This window comes from Thetidibacter halocola (assembly GCF_018224955.1).
GTDB lineage: Bacteria > Pseudomonadota > Alphaproteobacteria > Rhodobacterales > Rhodobacteraceae > Thetidibacter > Thetidibacter halocola.
The window spans coordinates 77,124-94,387 of the sequence record NZ_JAGTUU010000007.1 but is presented as its reverse complement, the minus strand read 5'-3'; the positions used below and the strand labels follow the sequence as shown (position 1 = coordinate 94,387).

General features: G+C 67.6%; 15 protein-coding genes. 12 read left to right on the top strand and 3 right to left on the bottom strand.

All coding sequences use genetic code 11. The features are described 5' to 3' along the window. The first annotated feature begins 4 nt into the window (after positions 1-4). Genes KB874_RS16915 through KB874_RS16900 form a run of 4 tightly spaced genes read left to right on the top strand, consistent with a single transcriptional unit; the run spans position 5 to position 6,712 of the window. Complete coding sequence (locus KB874_RS16915) at positions 5-1,006, top strand: AAA family ATPase (protein ID WP_212537738.1); 1,002 nt, start codon at positions 5-7, stop codon at positions 1,004-1,006. Continuing rightward, on the top strand, positions 1,003-1,881 hold the full coding sequence (locus tag KB874_RS16910; protein WP_212537737.1) for a DUF58 domain-containing protein: 879 nt from the start codon (positions 1,003-1,005) through the stop codon (positions 1,879-1,881). Before KB874_RS16915 ends, KB874_RS16910 begins: the two co-directional genes overlap by 4 nt. Next, positions 1,878-4,652: a DUF4159 domain-containing protein gene (locus KB874_RS16905; protein WP_212537736.1), complete on the top strand. Its 2,775-nt coding sequence runs from the start codon at positions 1,878-1,880 to the stop codon at positions 4,650-4,652. The genes KB874_RS16910 and KB874_RS16905 overlap by 4 nt, the downstream gene beginning before the upstream one ends. Further along, entirely contained in the window at positions 4,649-6,712 is a 2,064-nt protein-coding gene (locus KB874_RS16900) for a hypothetical protein (RefSeq protein ID WP_212537735.1), read from the top strand. Before KB874_RS16905 ends, KB874_RS16900 begins: the two co-directional genes overlap by 4 nt. Here KB874_RS16900 and KB874_RS16895 read toward each other — a convergent pair. Both KB874_RS16895 and KB874_RS16890 read right to left on the bottom strand, forming a co-directional pair. Further along, positions 6,709-7,416 carry a DUF599 domain-containing protein gene (locus KB874_RS16895; RefSeq protein WP_212537734.1) on the bottom strand — a complete coding sequence of 236 codons (708 nt, stop codon included), beginning with the start codon at positions 7,414-7,416 and terminating at the stop codon, positions 6,709-6,711. The two genes, KB874_RS16900 and KB874_RS16895, sit on opposite strands and share 4 nt — an antisense overlap. 7 nt (positions 7,417-7,423) lie before the next feature. After that, complete coding sequence (locus KB874_RS16890) at positions 7,424-7,834, bottom strand: CopD family protein (RefSeq protein WP_212537733.1); 411 nt, start codon at positions 7,832-7,834, stop codon at positions 7,424-7,426. Positions 7,835-7,953: 119 nt separating this feature from the next. On the opposite strand from KB874_RS16890, the gene KB874_RS16885 reads away from it, so the two are divergent. The 7 genes from KB874_RS16885 to KB874_RS16855 all read left to right on the top strand — a co-directional run bounded on the left by KB874_RS16885 (position 7,954) and on the right by KB874_RS16855 (position 15,215). After that, complete coding sequence (locus tag KB874_RS16885; protein WP_212537732.1) at positions 7,954-9,402, top strand: FAD-linked oxidase C-terminal domain-containing protein; 1,449 nt, start codon at positions 7,954-7,956, stop codon at positions 9,400-9,402. Between the two features lie 48 nt (positions 9,403-9,450). Further along, on the top strand, positions 9,451-10,578 hold the full coding sequence (locus KB874_RS16880) for an FAD-binding protein (RefSeq protein ID WP_212537731.1): 1,128 nt from the start codon (positions 9,451-9,453) through the stop codon (positions 10,576-10,578). After that, a complete protein-coding gene (locus tag KB874_RS16875) occupies positions 10,575-10,916 on the top strand; it encodes a hypothetical protein (protein WP_212537730.1) in 342 nt (113 codons plus the stop codon). Before KB874_RS16880 ends, KB874_RS16875 begins: the two co-directional genes overlap by 4 nt. A gap of 1 nt (position 10,917) precedes the next feature. Next, positions 10,918-12,210 (top strand): glycolate oxidase subunit GlcF, encoded by a 1,293-nt coding sequence (gene glcF / locus KB874_RS16870; protein WP_212537729.1) that lies wholly within the window; start codon positions 10,918-10,920, stop codon positions 12,208-12,210. Positions 12,211-12,278: 68 nt separating this feature from the next. Then, entirely contained in the window at positions 12,279-13,070 is a 792-nt protein-coding gene (locus KB874_RS16865; RefSeq protein ID WP_212537728.1) for a trypsin-like serine peptidase, read from the top strand. Positions 13,071-13,167: 97 nt separating this feature from the next. Then, positions 13,168-14,607 (top strand): mannose-1-phosphate guanylyltransferase/mannose-6-phosphate isomerase, encoded by a 1,440-nt coding sequence (locus KB874_RS16860; RefSeq protein WP_212537727.1) that lies wholly within the window; start codon positions 13,168-13,170, stop codon positions 14,605-14,607. Positions 14,608-14,741: 134 nt separating this feature from the next. Further along, complete coding sequence (locus tag KB874_RS16855; RefSeq protein ID WP_212537726.1) at positions 14,742-15,215, top strand: Hsp20 family protein; 474 nt, start codon at positions 14,742-14,744, stop codon at positions 15,213-15,215. 55 nt (positions 15,216-15,270) lie between these two features. Here KB874_RS16855 and KB874_RS16850 read toward each other — a convergent pair whose 3' ends face one another. Continuing rightward, the gene (locus KB874_RS16850) at positions 15,271-16,263 is read right to left on the bottom strand and encodes an NAD(P)-dependent alcohol dehydrogenase (protein WP_212537725.1); all 993 of its coding nucleotides are present in this window, start codon (positions 16,261-16,263) and stop codon (positions 15,271-15,273) included. Positions 16,264-16,360: 97 nt separating this feature from the next. Between KB874_RS16850 and KB874_RS16845 the strand changes: the two genes are divergently transcribed. Beyond that, positions 16,361-17,263: a LysR family transcriptional regulator gene (locus KB874_RS16845; RefSeq protein ID WP_212537724.1), complete on the top strand. Its 903-nt coding sequence runs from the start codon at positions 16,361-16,363 to the stop codon at positions 17,261-17,263. The last annotated feature ends 1 nt before the right edge of the window (position 17,264 follow it).

Sequence of the window (17,264 nt, the reverse complement as noted above, 5' to 3'; positions counted from 1 at the left end):
TAACATGGCCGAGGACCTGGTCGCCGAGATCGAGGCGCTGGAAGACAAGCTGGCCGAGGCCAAGCGTTCGATCACGGCGCGCTTCATCGGCCAGGATCGGGTCGTGGAACTCACGCTGTCCGCTCTGCTCTGCGGCGGACACGCGCTGCTGATCGGCCTGCCGGGCCTGGGCAAGACCCGCCTGGTGGAAACGCTTTCGACCGTGATGGGTCTCAGGGGCAACCGGGTGCAGTTCACGCCCGACCTCATGCCCGGCGACATCCTCGGGTCCGAGGTGCTGGAAACCGGCGTCGACGGCTCGCGCACCTTCAAGTTCATCGAGGGGCCGATCTTCTGCCAGCTTCTGATGGCGGACGAGATCAACCGCGCCAGCCCGCGTACCCAGTCGGCGCTGCTGCAGGCGATGCAGGAAAAGGCCGTCACGGTCGCAGGCCAGACCCGCAAGCTCGAGGCGCCCTTCCACGTGCTCGCCACGCAGAACCCGATCGAGCAGGAAGGCACCTATCCCCTGCCCGAGGCGCAGCTCGACCGTTTCCTCGTGCAGATCGACGTGCCCTATCCGACCCGCAAGACCGAGCGTGACATCCTGCTGGCCACCACGGGCACCGAAGAGGCCGAAAGCCACGAGGTCTTCGACGGCGCGTCCCTGATTGCCGCGCAGAAACTGCTCCGCCGGATGCCGGTGGGCGATGCGGTGGTCGAGATGATCCTGGACCTCGTGCGCGCCTTCCGGCCCGACGATCCCTCGGCCAGCGACAAGGTGCGCGAGATGGTGGCCTGGGGCCCCGGCCCCCGCGCCGCGCAGGCGCTCATGCTGGTGGTGCGCGCCCGGGCCCTGCTGGAAGGCCGCCTCGCGCCCTCGCCCGAGGACGTTCTGAACATGGCGCGGCCCGTGCTGGTGCACCGGATGGCGCTGACCTTCTCGGCCCGCGCGCGCGGCGAGAACCTTGGCAAGCTGATCGACGAGGTGGCAGGCGGCATGATGCGCTCCGAGGCCGCCGCGTGACATCCGAGGTCGCCCTTCTGAGGCAGCGCGCGCAGGAAGAGGCGTCGCGCCTGCCTGCGCTTCTGGCGCGGGCCGAACAGCTTGCCGGCACGGTGCTGCTGGGCGAGCATGGCCGCCGCCGCGCCGGCTTGGGCGACGATTTCTGGCAATACCGTCCGCTGCGCCCCGGCGACAGCTATCGCCAGATCGACTGGCGTCGGTCCGCGCGGGGCGACGACCAGTTCGTGCGCGAACGCGAATGGCAGATCGCGCAGTCGGTCCTGCTCTGGGTCGATCCCGGCGCCTCGATGCGCTTTGCCGGTGACCGAAACCTGCCCACCAAGGCCGATCGCGCCCGCCTGATCGCGCTGGCCATGTCGATCCTGCTGGTGCGTGGGGGCGAACGCGTGGGCCTGACGGGCTGGAAACTGCCGCCGCAGCGAGGCGAGCCGCAGATCCTGCGGCTGGCGCAGATGCTGTCGGAAGAGGGCGAGGACGATTACGCCGAACCCGAGGCGCGCGGCATGCTGCCCCATGCGCGCGCGCTATTCGTGTCGGATTTCCTGGGCGACGTGACCCCGGTCGAGGCGGCGCTGACCAAGGCCGCTGATCGCGGCGTGCGCGGCGTGCTGTTGCAGGTGCTGGACCCGGCAGAGGAGCGCTTTCCCTTCGAGGGGCGGACGATTTTCGAATCGGTGGGCGGCACCCTGGCGCATGAGACGCTGAAGGCGGGCGAGTTGCGCGCGCGTTATCTGGCGCGCCTCGCCGAACGCAAGGCTCGGCTCGATTCGCTGTGCCGCCTGACGGGCTGGCAGCATTTTGTGCATCACACCGACCACAGCGCCCAATCGGCCCTGCTGTGGATCTGGCGGGCCATGGATGGAGGCCACGGATGACCCTCTTCGGCGGAGCGTTGGGCTTTACCACTCCCTGGCTTCTGCTGGGGCTCCTGGCGTTGCCCATCCTCTGGGTGATCCTGCGCGCCGTGCCGCCCGCCCCGATCAGACGGCGCTTTCCCGGCGTCGTTCTGCTGCTGGGCCTCAAGGATGACGACCAGGTCACCGACCGCACGCCGTGGTGGCTGCTGCTGCTGCGCATGCTGGCGGTGGCGGCGGTCATCCTGGGCCTCGCCGGGCCCGTCCTGAATCCCGAAACCGAGGACCGCGCCGCAGGCGACGGCCCCCTGCTGATCGTCATGGATGCCAGCTGGGCCTCGGCGGCGGACTGGCGGGCGCGGATCACCGCGCTGGACGGGCTGCTGGCGCGTGCCGGTCGCGAAGGCCGCCCCGTCGGCGTGCTGCGCCTGACCGATCCCCAGCCGGTGCAGATGCTGTCCGCCGACGTGCTGCAATCGCGCCTGACCGGCCTGCTGCCGGAACCGTGGGAGCCTGGGGCCGAGCGGCTCGAGGCCACCCTCGCCGCCCTGCCCGAGGGCGATTTCGACAGCTACTGGATGTCCGACGGGCTGGCCCGCGAGGCCCGTGCACCGCTGCTCGCCGCTCTGGAGGAACGAGGGCAAGTCACGGTCTTTGAAAGCCCCCGCAGCCTCTACACGCTGGAACCCGCCCGGTTCGAGGAAGGCAACATCGCCCTGACGCTGGCCCGCCTGCGCCCCGGCCCCGAGACCGAGGTCTCGATTGCGGGTCACGGGCTGGACCCCGCCGGCAACCCCGCCGTGCTGGTGCGCGCGCCCGTCACCTTCGAGGCCGACGCCCTGCGCGCCGATCTGGCACTGTCCCTTCCCGCCGAGCTGCGCGCCCGCATCACCCGGTTCGAGGTCGAGGGCATCCGCAGCGCCGGCGCCGTCACCCTGCCCGACGACTCCCTCAGCCGGCGCGAGATCGCGCTGATCGCGGGCCGCGAGAACCGCGAAGGGCTGGAGTTGCTGTCGCCGCTGCACTACCTGCACAAGGCGCTGGAACCGACCGCCGACCTGCTGGATGGCGCGCTTCTGGACATCCTGCCCGCCAATCCCGATGTCATCATCCTGGCCGACGTGGCGACGCTGTCCGACGCTGAACAGGCGGCACTGCTGGACTGGCTGGACAAGGGCGGGATGCTGCTGCGCTTCGCCGGGCCGCGCCTTGCCGCCAGCGATGTCAGCCGCGACGAGGAAGATCCACTGATGCCCGTGCGCCTGCGCGCCGGTGGCCGCAGCGTCGGCGGCGCGATGAGCTGGGGAGAGCCCAAGGCCCTGGCCCCCTTCGGTACCGACAGCCCGTTCTTCGGGCTCGCGATCCCCCCTGACGTGACGGTGAACAGCCAGGTCATGGCCCAGCCCGATCCCACGCTGGCGGACCGTGTCGTGGCGCAGCTGACCGACGGCACGCCGCTGGTCACCCGCAAGGAGGTGGGCTTGGGGCAGGTCGTGCTGTTCCACGTCACCGCAAACGCCGAATGGTCGAGCCTGCCTCTTTCGGGACTGTTCGTGCAAATGCTTGAACGCCTCGCCGTGTCGTCGCTGGCCGAGGCGCCCGCCGCCAAGGAGCTCGAAGGGACCATCTGGCAGCCGGTGCGCGTACTGGACGCCTTCGGCGCGCCGCGCGACGCCGGGACCCTGCCCGGCGTGGCGGGCGATCTGCTGGTGTCGGCGGCGCTGGGCCCCGACCTGCGCCCCGGCCTCTATGAAGGCGAAGACCGCACCATCGCGCGCAACGTAATTGCCGCCGGGACGGAATTGCTGCCCGCCGTCTGGCCCGACCGCATCCCGGTCGAGGGGCTGGGCCGCCCGCAGGAAACCCCGCTGGCGGGCTGGCTGCTCGGTCTGACCATCGCGCTGCTTCTGGCGGACGTGGTGGCATCGCTGGCGCTGTCGGGACGGCTGCGCAGTGCGCGGGCGACCACCGCGGCGCTGGTGGCGCTGGCCCTGCTGATCCCGGCGCCGCGCGCGCAGGCGCAGGACACCACCGATGACGCCCGCGCCATCGCCGCCACTTCGGATGTGGCACTGGCGCATGTCATCACCGGCGACGACCAGATCGACCGTCTGGCCCGCGCCGGGCTGCGCGGCCTGTCGGAAACGCTTTTCTTCCGCACCTCGATCGAACCCGCCGAACCGATGGGCGTGAACCTGGAAACCGACGAACTCGCCTTCTACCCGTTCCTCTACTGGCCGATCACCGCCTCGCAGCCGACCCCTTCGGACGAGGCCTATGCGCGGCTCAATACCTACCTACGCTCGGGCGGGATGATCCTGTTCGACACGCGCGACGCGGACGTGGCCGGTTTCGGCGCCAACACCCCCGAGGGGCGCAAGCTGCGCGACCTCGCCCGCCCGCTGGACATACCACCGCTGGAACCCGTGCCGGCGGACCACGTGCTGACCCGCACCTTCTACCTGCTCCAGGATTTCCCCGGCCGCTATACCGGCCGCGGCGTCTGGGTCGAGGCGGCGCCGCCCGACGCCGAACTGATCGAGGGGATGCCATTTCGCAACCTCAACGACAACGTGACCCCGGTGGTGATCGGCGGCAACGACTGGGCCGCCGCCTGGGCGATGGATGACAGCGGCAATCCCCTGGTGCCCATCGGGCGTGGCTTCAGCGGCGAACGCCAGCGCGAGATAGCCTATCGTTTCGGAGTGAACCTGGTGATGCATGTGCTGACCGGCAACTACAAATCCGACCAGGTCCACGTGCCTGCCCTGCTCGACAGGCTCGGCCAATGAGCGGGCAGATCGTCTTTGACCCGCTGCTTCCCTGGGAAGCGATCTGGGTTCTGGCTGCGCTGGCATTGGCCGGCGTGGGACTGGCGCTGTGGCGCGGCCTGTCGGGCTGGGCGTTGCGCGCGCTGGCCGGGATCGTGCTGATCGGCGCGCTCACACAGCCCTCCTATCAGGTCGAGGATCGCGCGCCCTTGTCCGACATCGTACTGATGGTGGTGGATGAAAGCGCCTCGCAGCAACTGGCGGAACGCGCTGGCGTGACGGCGGATGCCGCCGACGCGCTCGAGGCGCAGATCCTCGCCCGCCCCAACACCGAGATCCGCCGCATCCCGGTGGGCGACGGCGAGGGCGACAGCGGATCCCTCCTGATGAGCGCGCTTTCCCAGGCGATGGCCGAGGAACCGCGCGCCCGCATCGCCGGGATCTTCCTGCTGTCCGACGGCCGCCTGCACGATCTCGAACGCGCCCCCGACCTGCCCGCGCCGTTGCACCTGCTGATGACCGGGCGCGAGACAGACTGGGACCGCCGCCTGATCGTCAAGAATGCCCCCGCCTTCGCCATTCTCGGCGAAGAAGTAAACCTGACCCTGCGGATCGAGGATGACGGCGCCGCGCCCGGCGACTTGTCGACCGAGTTGCTGATTTCCGTCGATGGCGCGGAACCCGAGACGTTTCGCGTTCCGGTGGGCGAGGATCTGAGCTTGCCGATCACCCTGCCCCATGGCGGGCTGAACGTGATCGAATTCACCGTTCCCGCCGCCGAGGGCGAACTGACCGACCGCAACAACACCGCGCTGGTGCAGATCAACGGCGTGCGCGACCGGCTGCGCGTGCTGCTGGTATCTGGCGAGCCTCATGCCGGCGGGCGCACCTGGCGCAACCTGCTGAAATCCGACTCCAGCGTCGACCTGGTGCATTTCACCATCCTGCGTCCGCCGGAAAAACAGGATGGCGTGCCGGTCAACGAACTGTCGCTGATCGCCTTCCCGACTCGTGAGCTGTTCCTGGAAAAAATCGACGATTTCGACCTGATCATCTTCGACCGCTACAAGCGGCGCGGAATCCTGCCGTCGATCTACCTGGACAACGTGCGCAACTATGTCGAGAAGGGCGGCGCGTTGCTGGTCGCCGCAGGACCCGATTTCGCCAGCGCGGATTCGATCTATCGCTCTCCGCTGGCAGAGATCATCCCGGCAGAGCCCACGGCCCGCGTCGTCGACGAGGGCTATCGGCCGAAGGTCACCGACCTGGGTCAGAAGCACCCGGTGACGGCGGGCCTGCTGGGCGAGGACAGCTGGGGCCGCTGGTTGCGCCAGATCGAGGTCGACCCGGTGGCGGGCGACGTGGTCATGTCGGGCGCCGAAGACCGGCCTCTGCTGATCCTCGACCGGGTCGGCGAGGGGCGTGTGGCGCTGCTGGCCTCGGATCACGCATGGCTCTGGTCGCGCGGCTACGAGGGTGGCGGCCCGCAACTGGAACTGCTGCGCCGCCTCGCCCACTGGATGATGAAGGAACCCGAACTCGAGGAAGAGGCGCTTTGGGCCCAGCCCACCGGCCAGACCATGCGCATCATCCGCCGCACGCTGGAGGACAGCGTGGGTCCGGTCACGATCACCCGCCCCGACGGCACGACCGAAGAAGTCACCCTGTCCGAGGTCAGCCCCGGCCGGTTCGAGGCGCTGTATACCGGCCCCGAGATCGGGCTTTACCGCCTGTCCGAGGGCGAGCAGAGCGTCGTGATCGGCCTTGGGCCAGCCGCCCCGCGCGAGTTCGAGCAGACCATTGCCTCGGCCGAGGCGCTGACGCCGCTGATCGACGGCACCAATGGCGGCACGCCGCGTCTGGAGGAGGGTGTGCCGCAGATCCGCGAGGTGCGCGAGGGTCGTCCCGCCGCCGGACGAGGCTGGATCGGCATCACGCCACGCGAGGCCTACGAAACGCTGGACGTGACGCAGACGCCATTGCTGCCAGCGTGGCTGGTGCTGCTGCTGGCATCGGCGCTGATCGTGGGTGCCTGGCTGCGCGAGGGCCGCTCGGGTCCGCGGGGAGGGGCGGCCGCCTAGGCCTGCCCCGGTTCCTGTTCCAGCAGGATCGCGCGGGATTGCGACGCGAATTCGCGCCGCAGGATCACGCCAACGGTAAACACCGTCGCGACAAGCAACGCGGCCGGACCGATCAGCCAGGCCGCACTGGCGATGCCGAAATAGACCGAGCGCAATCCGCGGTTGTAGCCGCGCGCGGCAAAGATATTGATCTCACCGGCCTTGCGGGCGCGGGGCATTGCCACCGGATCGTCGGGATCGTTCGGCACCGCCGCCATCAGAACGGCGCAATAGCCGAACAGCCGGTGCGACCAGACGAACTTCAGGAACGCGTTGGCGGCGAAAAGCAGCATCAGGATCAGCTTGATCTCCCAGACCACGACCGGGTCGGCGGATTGCGTCAGGTCCTGCGCCACGCCGCGCAACCGTTCGGCATTGCCCAACAACGCGAACCCGCCCCCGATCGCGATCATGCTGCCCGAGGCGAAGAACGCCGTGCCCTGCCGCAACTGCCCGACGATCTGCGAATCGAAGATGCGCGGGTTGCGATGGACAAAGGCCACCATCCATTCGCGGCGATACCCCGCCATCAGGGCTGAAGTCGAGGGAAAGCGTTTCGGCGGATGCTCGATCAACCGCGTCGATACGAACCATGCGAAGACCAGGAACCCGACCGCCGCCCAGTCGGCGGGCGAGAACAGCGTTAGGCTTTCGATCAGGGTCATGGGCCTGTCAGAACGGCTTGACCACCACGACCCAGAGAATCGCGATGGCGCCAAAGACGCTGACCTCGTTGAAGATGCGCAGATACTTGTCGCTTTCAGTGAAAACGCCGCGCCGCGCACGCAGCACCAGGCGCCCGGTCCAGCCGTAATGCGCCGCCAGCGCCAGCACGAGGGCGATCTTGAGATGCGTCCAGGCCGGCCAGCCCCAGAGATGCGCCAGCCACAGCCCGGTGACGATGGCGATCACGCCAAGCCCCAGCGAAAAACGGTAGAGCCGGATCGTCAGGTCACCCAACGGGCCAAACTCGCCCAGCCGGTCCCATTCGCGCTTCCAGTAGATCAGGGCGCGCGGCACGGCAAAGATCGACGTCATCCAGCCCATGACGCAAAGAATGTGTATGATCTTGATCCAGTTCATGCGCGCACCTGACCGGCCCACACGATAAAGTTCAAGATGCCGCGACGGGGTGAGACGATTTTGACTCGCCGGATCGCGATTTTGGTTATATAAGTTGACCAATTCAGGGAGGAACGCCGATGCAGATGCCCAAACCCGATGCCTCGATCCTGGCGCGCAAGGCCCGGATCGTAGAGCGCCTGCGCAAGGTGCTGCCCGCCGACGCGGTGATAGACGACGAGGCCGAGACGCGCGCCTATGAATGCGACGCGCTGACCGCCTATCGCTGCCCGCCGTTGGCAGTGGTGCTGCCCTCGACGACTGAGGAAGTCTCGAAGGTGCTGCGCGTCTGCTGGGAAGAGGGCGTGCCGGTGGTGCCGCGCGGGTCTGGCACCAGCCTCGCGGGGGGCGCGCTGCCCACCGCCGACAGCGTGATCCTGGGCGTCGCACGGATGAACGAGGTACTCGAGACGGATTACGACAACCGTTTCATCCGGGTGCAGACAGGGCGCACGAACCTGAGCGTGACCGGCGCGGTCGAGGAGCACGATTTCTTCTACGCGCCCGACCCGTCAAGCCAGCTGGCCTGCGCCATCGCCGGCAATATCGCGATGAACTCGGGCGGGGCCCATTGCCTGAAATACGGCGTCACCACAAACAATCTGCTGGGCGTGACCATGGTGCAGATGGACGGTACCGTGGTCGAGATCGGCGGCGCGCATCTGGATTCGGGCGGGCTCGACCTGCTGGGCGTGATCTGCGGATCCGAAGGCCAGCTGGGCGTCGTGACCGAGGCCACCCTGCGCATCCTGCGCAAGCCCGAGGGCGCGCGGCCGGTCCTGATGGGCTTCGATTCAAACGAGGTGGCCGGCGCCTGTGTTTCCGACATCATCAAGGCGGGCGTGCTGCCTGTGGCGATCGAGTTCATGGACCGCCCCTGCATCGAGGCAACCGAGGCCTTTGCCAAGGCCGGATACCCGATGTGCGAGGCACTGCTGATCGTCGAGGTCGAGGGCAGCCCGGCGGAAATCGACGAACAGCTGGGCCTGATCCTGCAGATCGCGCGCCGGCACAACCCGGTGGAACTGCGCGAGGCCAAGGATGCTGACGAAGCGGGCCGGATCTGGCTGGGCCGGAAATCCGCGTTTGGCGCGATGGGCCAGATCAACGACTACATGTGCCTCGACGGCACGATCCCGGTTTCCGAACTGCCCTATGTGCTCAAGCGCATCGGCGAGATGTCGAAGGAATACGGGCTGGACGTGGCCAACGTGTTCCATGCGGGCGACGGCAACATGCACCCGCTGATCCTGTTCGACGCCAACAAGCCGGGCGACCTGGAACGCTGCGAGGCGCTGGGGGCGGATATCCTGCGGCTGTGTGTCGAGGTGGGCGGCTGCCTGACCGGCGAGCATGGCGTGGGCATCGAGAAACGCGACCTGATGGTGGACCAGTACGCGCCCGCCGATCTCGAGGCGCAGATGGCGGTGAAGGACGTGTTCGATCCGAAATGGCTGCTGAACCCGGCCAAGGTGTTCCCGCTGGCGGCCTCGGAAAGCCGCCGAAGCATCGCCCTGGCGGCGGAGTGAGGACCGGGGCTCTGCCCCGGACCCCGGAGTTTGTTTGGCAAGATGAAGATGAAACCAGAGACAGAGGCCGAACTGGCCGAGATCATCGCCGGGGCCTCGGGGCCTTTCCATATCCGCGGTGGTGGCACGCGCAGCATCGGCAAGCCGGTGACGGGTGCGGTGCTGGAGACGGGCGGTCTGTCAGGCATCACGCTGTATGAGCCGGGCGCGCTGACCGTGGTGGTCAAGGCGGGCTCGCCGCTGGCCGAGGTGGAGGCCGCACTGGAGGCCGAGGGACAGCGCCTGCCCTTCGAGCCGATGGATTATCGCGGGCTTTTGGGAACCAGCGGCACGCCCACGGTCGGTGGCGTGGTGGCCGCCAATGTCAGCGGGCCGCGCCGGGTGCAGGCGGGGGCCTGCCGCGATTTCATGCTGGGTGTGCGCTTTGTCGATGGGACCGGGCAGATCGTCAAGAATGGCGGCCGGGTGATGAAGAACGTCACCGGCTACGACCTGGTCAAGCTCATGACCGGGAGCTGGGGCACGCTGGGCGTGCTGACCGAGGTCAGCCTCAAGGTGCTGCCCAAGCCCGACAGCGCCGCCTGCATCCTGATCGACAGCCTGTCCGTCGCGAACGCCGTGGGCGCGATGTCAAAGGCGCTGGCCTCTCCCTTCGAGGTGACGGGGGCGGCGCATGTGCCTGTCGGGCTGGATGGGCATCCGGTGACGATGCTGCGGATCGAGGGATTTGCCGGATCGGTGGATTATCGCGCCGGGCAACTGGCGGCGCTGTTTTCCGACCACGCGGTGCGGGTCGAGCACGATGCGGCCAAGGTGGCCGAAGGCTGGGCCTGGGTGCGCGATGTGGCTCCAATGCAGGGCACTGCGGGCGATGTCTGGCGGATTTCGTGCAAGCCGTCGGACGCGCCGGCGCTGGCCGACCGGCTGGACGCCGACAAGCTGCTGTTCGACTGGGGCGGCGGGTTGATCTGGGCACTGCTGCCCGAAGGCACGGATGCGCGCGCGCGGCTCGGCGCCCTTGGCGGCCATGCCACGCTGGTGCGAGGCTCTGACGCCAGCCGCGCCGCCTTGCCCGTGTTTCAGCCCGAACCCGCGCCGCTGGCCGCGTTGACCGCGGGCATCCGCGCCCGGTTCGATCCCCGCGGAGTGCTCAACCCGGGTCTCATGGACGCATGACACCGGCCGCGCTGATCGCCTTCGCGATATGCTTCGTCGCAGGACCCGCCCTGTCGGCGGGCCTGATGCGATTGCCCGACCGCCGAGCCATCGTGTCGGGCCTTGCGCTGGTCGTGGCCACGTCGGTGAGCCTTGCGCTGTGGTTGCAGGACCGGGACGGGGTTCTGGCCGGCCTGGCCCTGCTATGGCTGGCCTGGGTGCTGTCGGTGACGATGATCGCCATGGGCCTGCGCCGACGCACGGCCAATCCCCGCCCGCGACGCTGGATCACCGTGAGCGCGCTTCTTGCAACGACCTTGCCGTGGTTCGGATTGGCCACGGCCGACCTGATGGTGTGACATGCAGACGACCTTTACCGAAGAGCAGCTGAAAGACCCGGGGATCAGCCGGGCGAACGAGATCCTGCGGTCCTGCGTGCATTGCGGCTTCTGCACGGCGACCTGTCCGACCTACCAGGTGCTTGGCGACGAGCTGGATTCGCCGCGCGGCCGGATCTACCTGATCAAGGACATGCTCGAGAACGAGCGCAAGCCGGACGCGAAGACCGTCAAGCATATCGACCGCTGCCTGTCCTGCCTCGCCTGCATGACGACCTGCCCGTCTGGCGTGCATTACATGCACTTGGTGGATCATGCGCGCGACTACATCGAGAAGAACTATGACCGGCCCTGGCACGACAAGGCGCTGCGCTGGGTCCTGGCGCGGATCCTGCCTTATCCGACGCGGTTCCGCGTGGCGCTGCTGCTGGCCAAGATCGGCAAGCCCTTTGCTCCGCTGATCCCCGACGCGCGGCTGCGCGCGATGCTGGCCATGGCGCCGAAACGCATCCCGCCGGTGTCGCGCAACGACGACCCGCAGAGCTTTGCGCCAGCGGCCGTCAGGAAGATGCGCGTCGCGCTGATGACCGGCTGCGCGCAGAAGGCACTGAACACAGACATCAACGACGCCACGATCCGCCTGCTGACCCGGCTGGGCTGCGAGGTGGTTGTTGCCGAGGGCGCGGGCTGTTGCGGGGCGCTGACGCACCACATGGGCAAGACCGACGAATCGCACGGCACGGCGGCAAGGAACATCCGAGCCTGGACGCGAGAGATGGATGGCGCGGGGCTGGATGCGATCGTCATCAACACCAGCGGGTGCGGCACGACGGTCAAGGATTACGGCCACATGTTCCGGACCGAAACGCTGGCCGAGGATGCGAAACGGGTCAGCGGAATCGCCATGGACATCAGCGAAGTGCTGATGAAGCTGGACTTGCCGCAGGGCGCGGCCAAAGGGCTGCGCGTGGCCTATCACGCCGCCTGTTCGCTGCAGCACGGGCAGAAGATCAAGACCTTTCCCAAGGACCTGTTGAAACGCGCCGGCTTCGAGGTGGTGGAACCTGCCGACAGCCACCTGTGCTGCGGCAGCGCGGGCACCTACAACCTGATGCAGCCCGAAATCTCGGCCAAGCTGAAGGCGCGCAAGGTGCGCACGCTCGAGGCGAAGCAGCCCGACATCATCGCCGCCGGCAATATCGGCTGCATGATGCAGATCGGCTCGGGAACCGGGGTGCCGATCGTGCACACGGTCGAATTGCTGGACTGGGCGACCGGTGGGCCCAAGCCCCCCGCGCTGGTGGAAAAAATCTGACGCGTCGCCGCATTTTCGCCGAAACCGGACAATACTACTGTTTGAAAAATGGCGGAGATCATTGGCACATGCGGATTATATGGGGGATCCTGTTCGGTTGTCTGGCGACGACCGCGCAGGCTCAAGGGCTGTTTTCCCTCAACAGCCGCGAAGACGGTCGCATGTGGGAGGCCGTGGGCCGGCTGGAACTGGCCGGTGAGGCCTTTTGCACCGGCGCCCTGATCGACGAGCGCCTGGTCCTCACGGCAGCGCATTGCATCTTTGACACGACCACCGGCGAACCCGTGCCGGTCGAGGATCTGAACTTCCTCGCCGGATGGCGCAACGGGCGCGCCTCGGCCTATCGCCGGGTCAAGCGGGCAGTGGCACATCCCGACTACGACTTTCTGGGGCCCGCCGATTCCGACCGGGTGCGCAACGACATCGCGCTGCTGGAACTGCAACTGCCGATCCGGAACACGACCATCCGCCCGTTCGAGACCGACACCCGACCCGAGCTGGGTGACAGCGTCGGCGTGGTGTCCTATCGGCACGACCGTTCCGAGGCACCCAACCTCCAGGAAACCTGCGAGGTGATCTCGCGGCAGGATGGCATCCTGGTTCTGTCCTGCGAGGTGGATTTCGGCGCGTCGGGCTCTCCGGTGTTCAGTTTCGCCGATGACGGGCGGCCCCGGATCGTCTCGGTGGTCTCGGCCAAGGCGACCGCCGATGGCACGCCGGTGTCGCTGGGCACCGCCCTGCTGGAGCCGCTGAACGAGGTGCGGGCGCTGCTGGAGACGGCAGAGAACCCCGGGGCAGGGCTGGAACGGCTCGACGCCGGGACGCGGCGCGACACCGGTGCAAAATTCGTCAAGCCATGACCTGGCATCCGACCCCCGTGCTCACCCACCGTTTCGCGGTTGATCCATGGGGCCATTCGTGGAAGGCAGCCTTCACGGACGTGTTCGGAGAGGTGCCATGGCCTTGTCCCTGATTACCCCGGTCATCCTGTGCGGCGGTTCCGGAGCACGTCTCTGGCCGCTGTCTCGCAAGAGTTATCCCAAGCAATTCGTCCATCTCGTCGGAGAGGAAACACTGTTCCAGGCCTCAGCCCGCCGCATGTCCGGGAAAAGCGATGCGCTGCACTTTGCGTCGCCGCTGGTGATGACGAATTCCGACTTCCGCTTCATCGTGACGGAACAGCTCCAGGCGATCGGGATCGATCCGGGCGCCGTGCTGATCGAGCCCGAGGGGCGGAACACCGCACCGGCGATCCTGGCCGCGGCGCTGCACGCCATGGCCGACGATCCACATGCGATCCTGCTGGTGGCCCCGTCCGACCACGTGGTGCCCGACACCACGGCCTTTCACGCCGCGGTGGCCGCGGGTCTCGACGCGGTAGCCGGCGGCGATCTGGTGACCTTCGGCATCCAGCCGACCCACCCGGAAACCGCCTATGGCTACCTGGAACTCGGGGCCAGTCCCAAGGGCACCCGGCCCGTCAAGCTGTCGCGGTTCGTCGAGAAACCCGACGCGGCGCGCGCCCGCAAGATGCTGGATTCGGGAAATTTCCTGTGGAACGCGGGGATCTTCCTGTTCCGAGCAGCCGACATCCTGCGCGCCTTCGAGGCGCATGCCCCCGCGCTGCTGGACCCGGTGCGCACGGCCGTTACGCAGGCCCGGCCCGATCTCGGCTTTCTGCGGCTCGCACCCGAATCCTGGGCAAAGGCCGACGATATCTCGATCGACTACGCCGTGATGGAACGGGCAGGGAACCTGTCGGTTGTGCCCTTCGCCTCGGACTGGTCGGACCTTGGCGGCTGGGATGCGGTCTGGCGCGAAAGCCATCCCGACGCGAACGGTGTCGTCGCATCCGGACACGCCACCGCCATCGACTGCACCAACACGCTGCTGCGCGCAGACGGCGAAGGGCTGGAGGTCGTGGGCATCGGGCTGGACAATATCATGGCCGTGGCAATGAACGACGCGGTTCTGGTCGCAGACATGTCGCGCGCCCAGGACGTGAAGCGCGCGGTCGAGGCGCTGAAACAGAAGGGTGCTGCCCAGGCCACGCAATTCCCCAAGGATCACCGCCCCTGGGGCTGGATCGAAAACCTCGTGGTGGGCGACCGGTTCAAGGTCAAGCGCATCGTGGTCCATCCGGGCGCCTCGCTGAGCCTGCAACGCCATTTCCTCCGCTCGGAACACTGGATCGTGGTTCAGGGAACAGCCCGCGTGACCGTCGACGAGGAGGTCAGGCTGGTGAGCGAGAATGAAAGCATCTATGTCCCGCTGGGGTCGGTCCACCGGATGGAAAACCCCGGCAAACTGCCCATGGTGCTGATCGAGGTGCAGACCGGCTCCTATGTCGGCGAGGATGACATCGTGCGCTACCAGGATGTCTACGCGCGCAATTGATCCTCTTGAAATCCGCTTTTCCGTTGCCCACCTGAGAGTGGTCGGGATGCCGCGTGGCGGGTCCCGACAAGGAACAGACGCCTGTCCCCTGGGGAAGGCGCCGCACAACCAGGTATCGCTCAACGGAGGATTCCATGCGTACTTTCGACTTTGCACCGCTGTATCGTGCTACCGTCGGCTTCGACCAGATCGCCGACCTGATGGACCGGGTGCTGACCAATGACGTCGCCCAGCCCGGCTACCCGCCCTACAACATCGAAAAGACCGCCGACGATGCCTATCGCATCTCGATCGCAGTGGCGGGCTTTTCTGACGCCGACCTGACCGTCGAGGTCAAGGAGCAGGCGCTGGTCGTCTCGGCCCGCAAGGTCGAGGAAGAGCAGGGCCGCACCTTCCTGCATCGCGGCATCGCCACCCGCGCCTTCGAGCGCCGGTTCCACCTGGCCGACCATGTGCGCGTCGTGGGCGCGGTGCATGAGAACGGCATGCTGCATATCGACCTTCAGCGCGAGATCCCCGAGGCGCTGAAATCGCGTCGGATCGCCATTGCCCGGGCCGGCAGCCTGCCCGCCGCCAAGGACGTGGTCGACGCCGACGCCGTCAACTGATCCGGCCCTTTCGCCGTTGCGTGGCCCCGGGAGCGATCCCGGGGCCTTTTCGCGTTCAGGCGGCAGCGGGAACCTGTGCTGCCGGGGTCACATCGACGATCACCGCACCCTTGCGGTGTCGCCCCTCGACATAGACATGCGCCTGCGCGATCCGCTCGAGCGGAAAACGGCGGTCGATCACCGGGCGCAGCAACCCGTCCGCGATCATTCCCAGGATCACGCGCAGGTCGTCGGCCCTGTCGGCGTTGACATGCAGAACGATGCGCGGCCCGCCTGCCAGCTTGGCCCGCAGCATGTGCCACAGTTCGCGCGCGCCGAAATTCAACGGCAGGAACAGGCCGGTTTTCCGCAGCACCGTGCGGATCCGCGCCCAGTTCGTCGCGCCGACCGTATCGAACACAAGGTCATAGGGCCCGGCCGAGGCGGGATCGTCGACCCGGTAATCCAGCACCACGTCCGCGCCAAGATCGCGCATCAGCCCGGAATTGCCCGCCGACGCCGAGGCCGTCACATTGGCTCCCAGCGCCTTGGCGACCTGGATGGCGTAGACGCCAACGCCGCCCGATCCGCCCAGGATCAGCACGCGCTGGCCCGGCGCGACATTGGCCACGTCGCGCAGGAATACCAGCGCGCAGAGTGCGCCAAAAGGCAGCGCCGCCGCCTCGGCATCGCTGAGGTCGTCGGGCGTGGGCAGGATCGTCGCATCCTCGTCCAGCACCAGGAATTCCGCATGCGCCCCGCCGCCGGCAAAGCCGAACACCCTCTGACCGGGGGTAAAGCGGGTCACGGCATGGCCTACGGCCACCACCTCTCCGGCCATTTCCATCCCCAGCACGGAATTGCGGGGTCGCAGCAGCCCGGTCATCAGCCGCCCCGGCAGCCACAGGATGCCCGGAAAGGCCGAGGCGCGCAGCCGCCAGTCGGCGGTCGTCACGCTGCTGGCACGCACCCGGATCAGGACCTGCTTCGGGCCCGGTGCCGGGGTAGGGATTTCGGCGATGCGGACGGTGTCGGCGGCGCCATATTCTGTGTAGATCGCGGCTTTCATGCCGGGCCTCCTTTCCTTTGGATCGGTCCAATGCACAATAACTGATACGGTATCTTTTCATATTGACTGGATTCTCAGACAATCTATGCATTTATGCATGGATTGGAGATCGGTGGAGTTCGACTGGAACCGCGCACGGGCCTTCCTGGTGACCGCCGAAGAAGGCTCGCTCTCCGCCGCCGCGCGGGCGCTGAACATGGCGCAGCCCACGCTTGGGCGACAGGTCTCGACGCTGGAGGCGGAACTGGGCGTCACCCTGTTCGAGCGCGTCGGGCGCGGGTTGCAATTGACGGAGGCGGGCACCCGCCTGCTGGATCACGCGCGCCGCATGGGTGATGCGGCGGGTGCGCTGTCGCTGGCCGCGCGGGGCCAGTCCACCGCCGTCGAGGGGCACGTCGCGATCACCGCGTCAGAGATCTATTCCACCTGGCTGTTGCCGCGCATCCTGCCCCGCCTTCGGGCCGAGGCGCCCGGCATTACGATCGAGGTCGTCGCCTCGAATGCGATCCGCGACCTGAAACGGCGCGAGGCGGACATCGCCATTCGCAACGCCCGCCCCGACCAACCAGATCTGATCGCACGTCTGGTGGCTGAGGATCGCGGCACCTTCTTCGCGACCCCCGCCTACCTTGATCGGCTTGGCCATATCGCGGCGCTGGACGACCTGGCGCGGGCGGATTTCATCGGTTTCGACGACACGCCCAACTACATCGACGCGCTGCGCCGCTACGGCGTGCCGGTGTCAGAGGCGAATTTTCCGGTCATCGCCTCCACCCATCCGGCGCATTGGCAGATGGCGCGGGCCGGACTGGGGATCGGAGTGGGCCCCTGCGGGCTGGGCGATTCGGACCCGGACCTGCGGCGGGTGCTGCCCGACGGGCCGTTCTTCGACTACCCGGTGTGGCTGGTCGCGCATCGCGAGTTGCGCACCAACCCGCGCGTGCGGCTGGTCTGGGACGTGCTGGCCGACGCCCTGCCCGCGCTTCTGGCAGAGGGCTGAG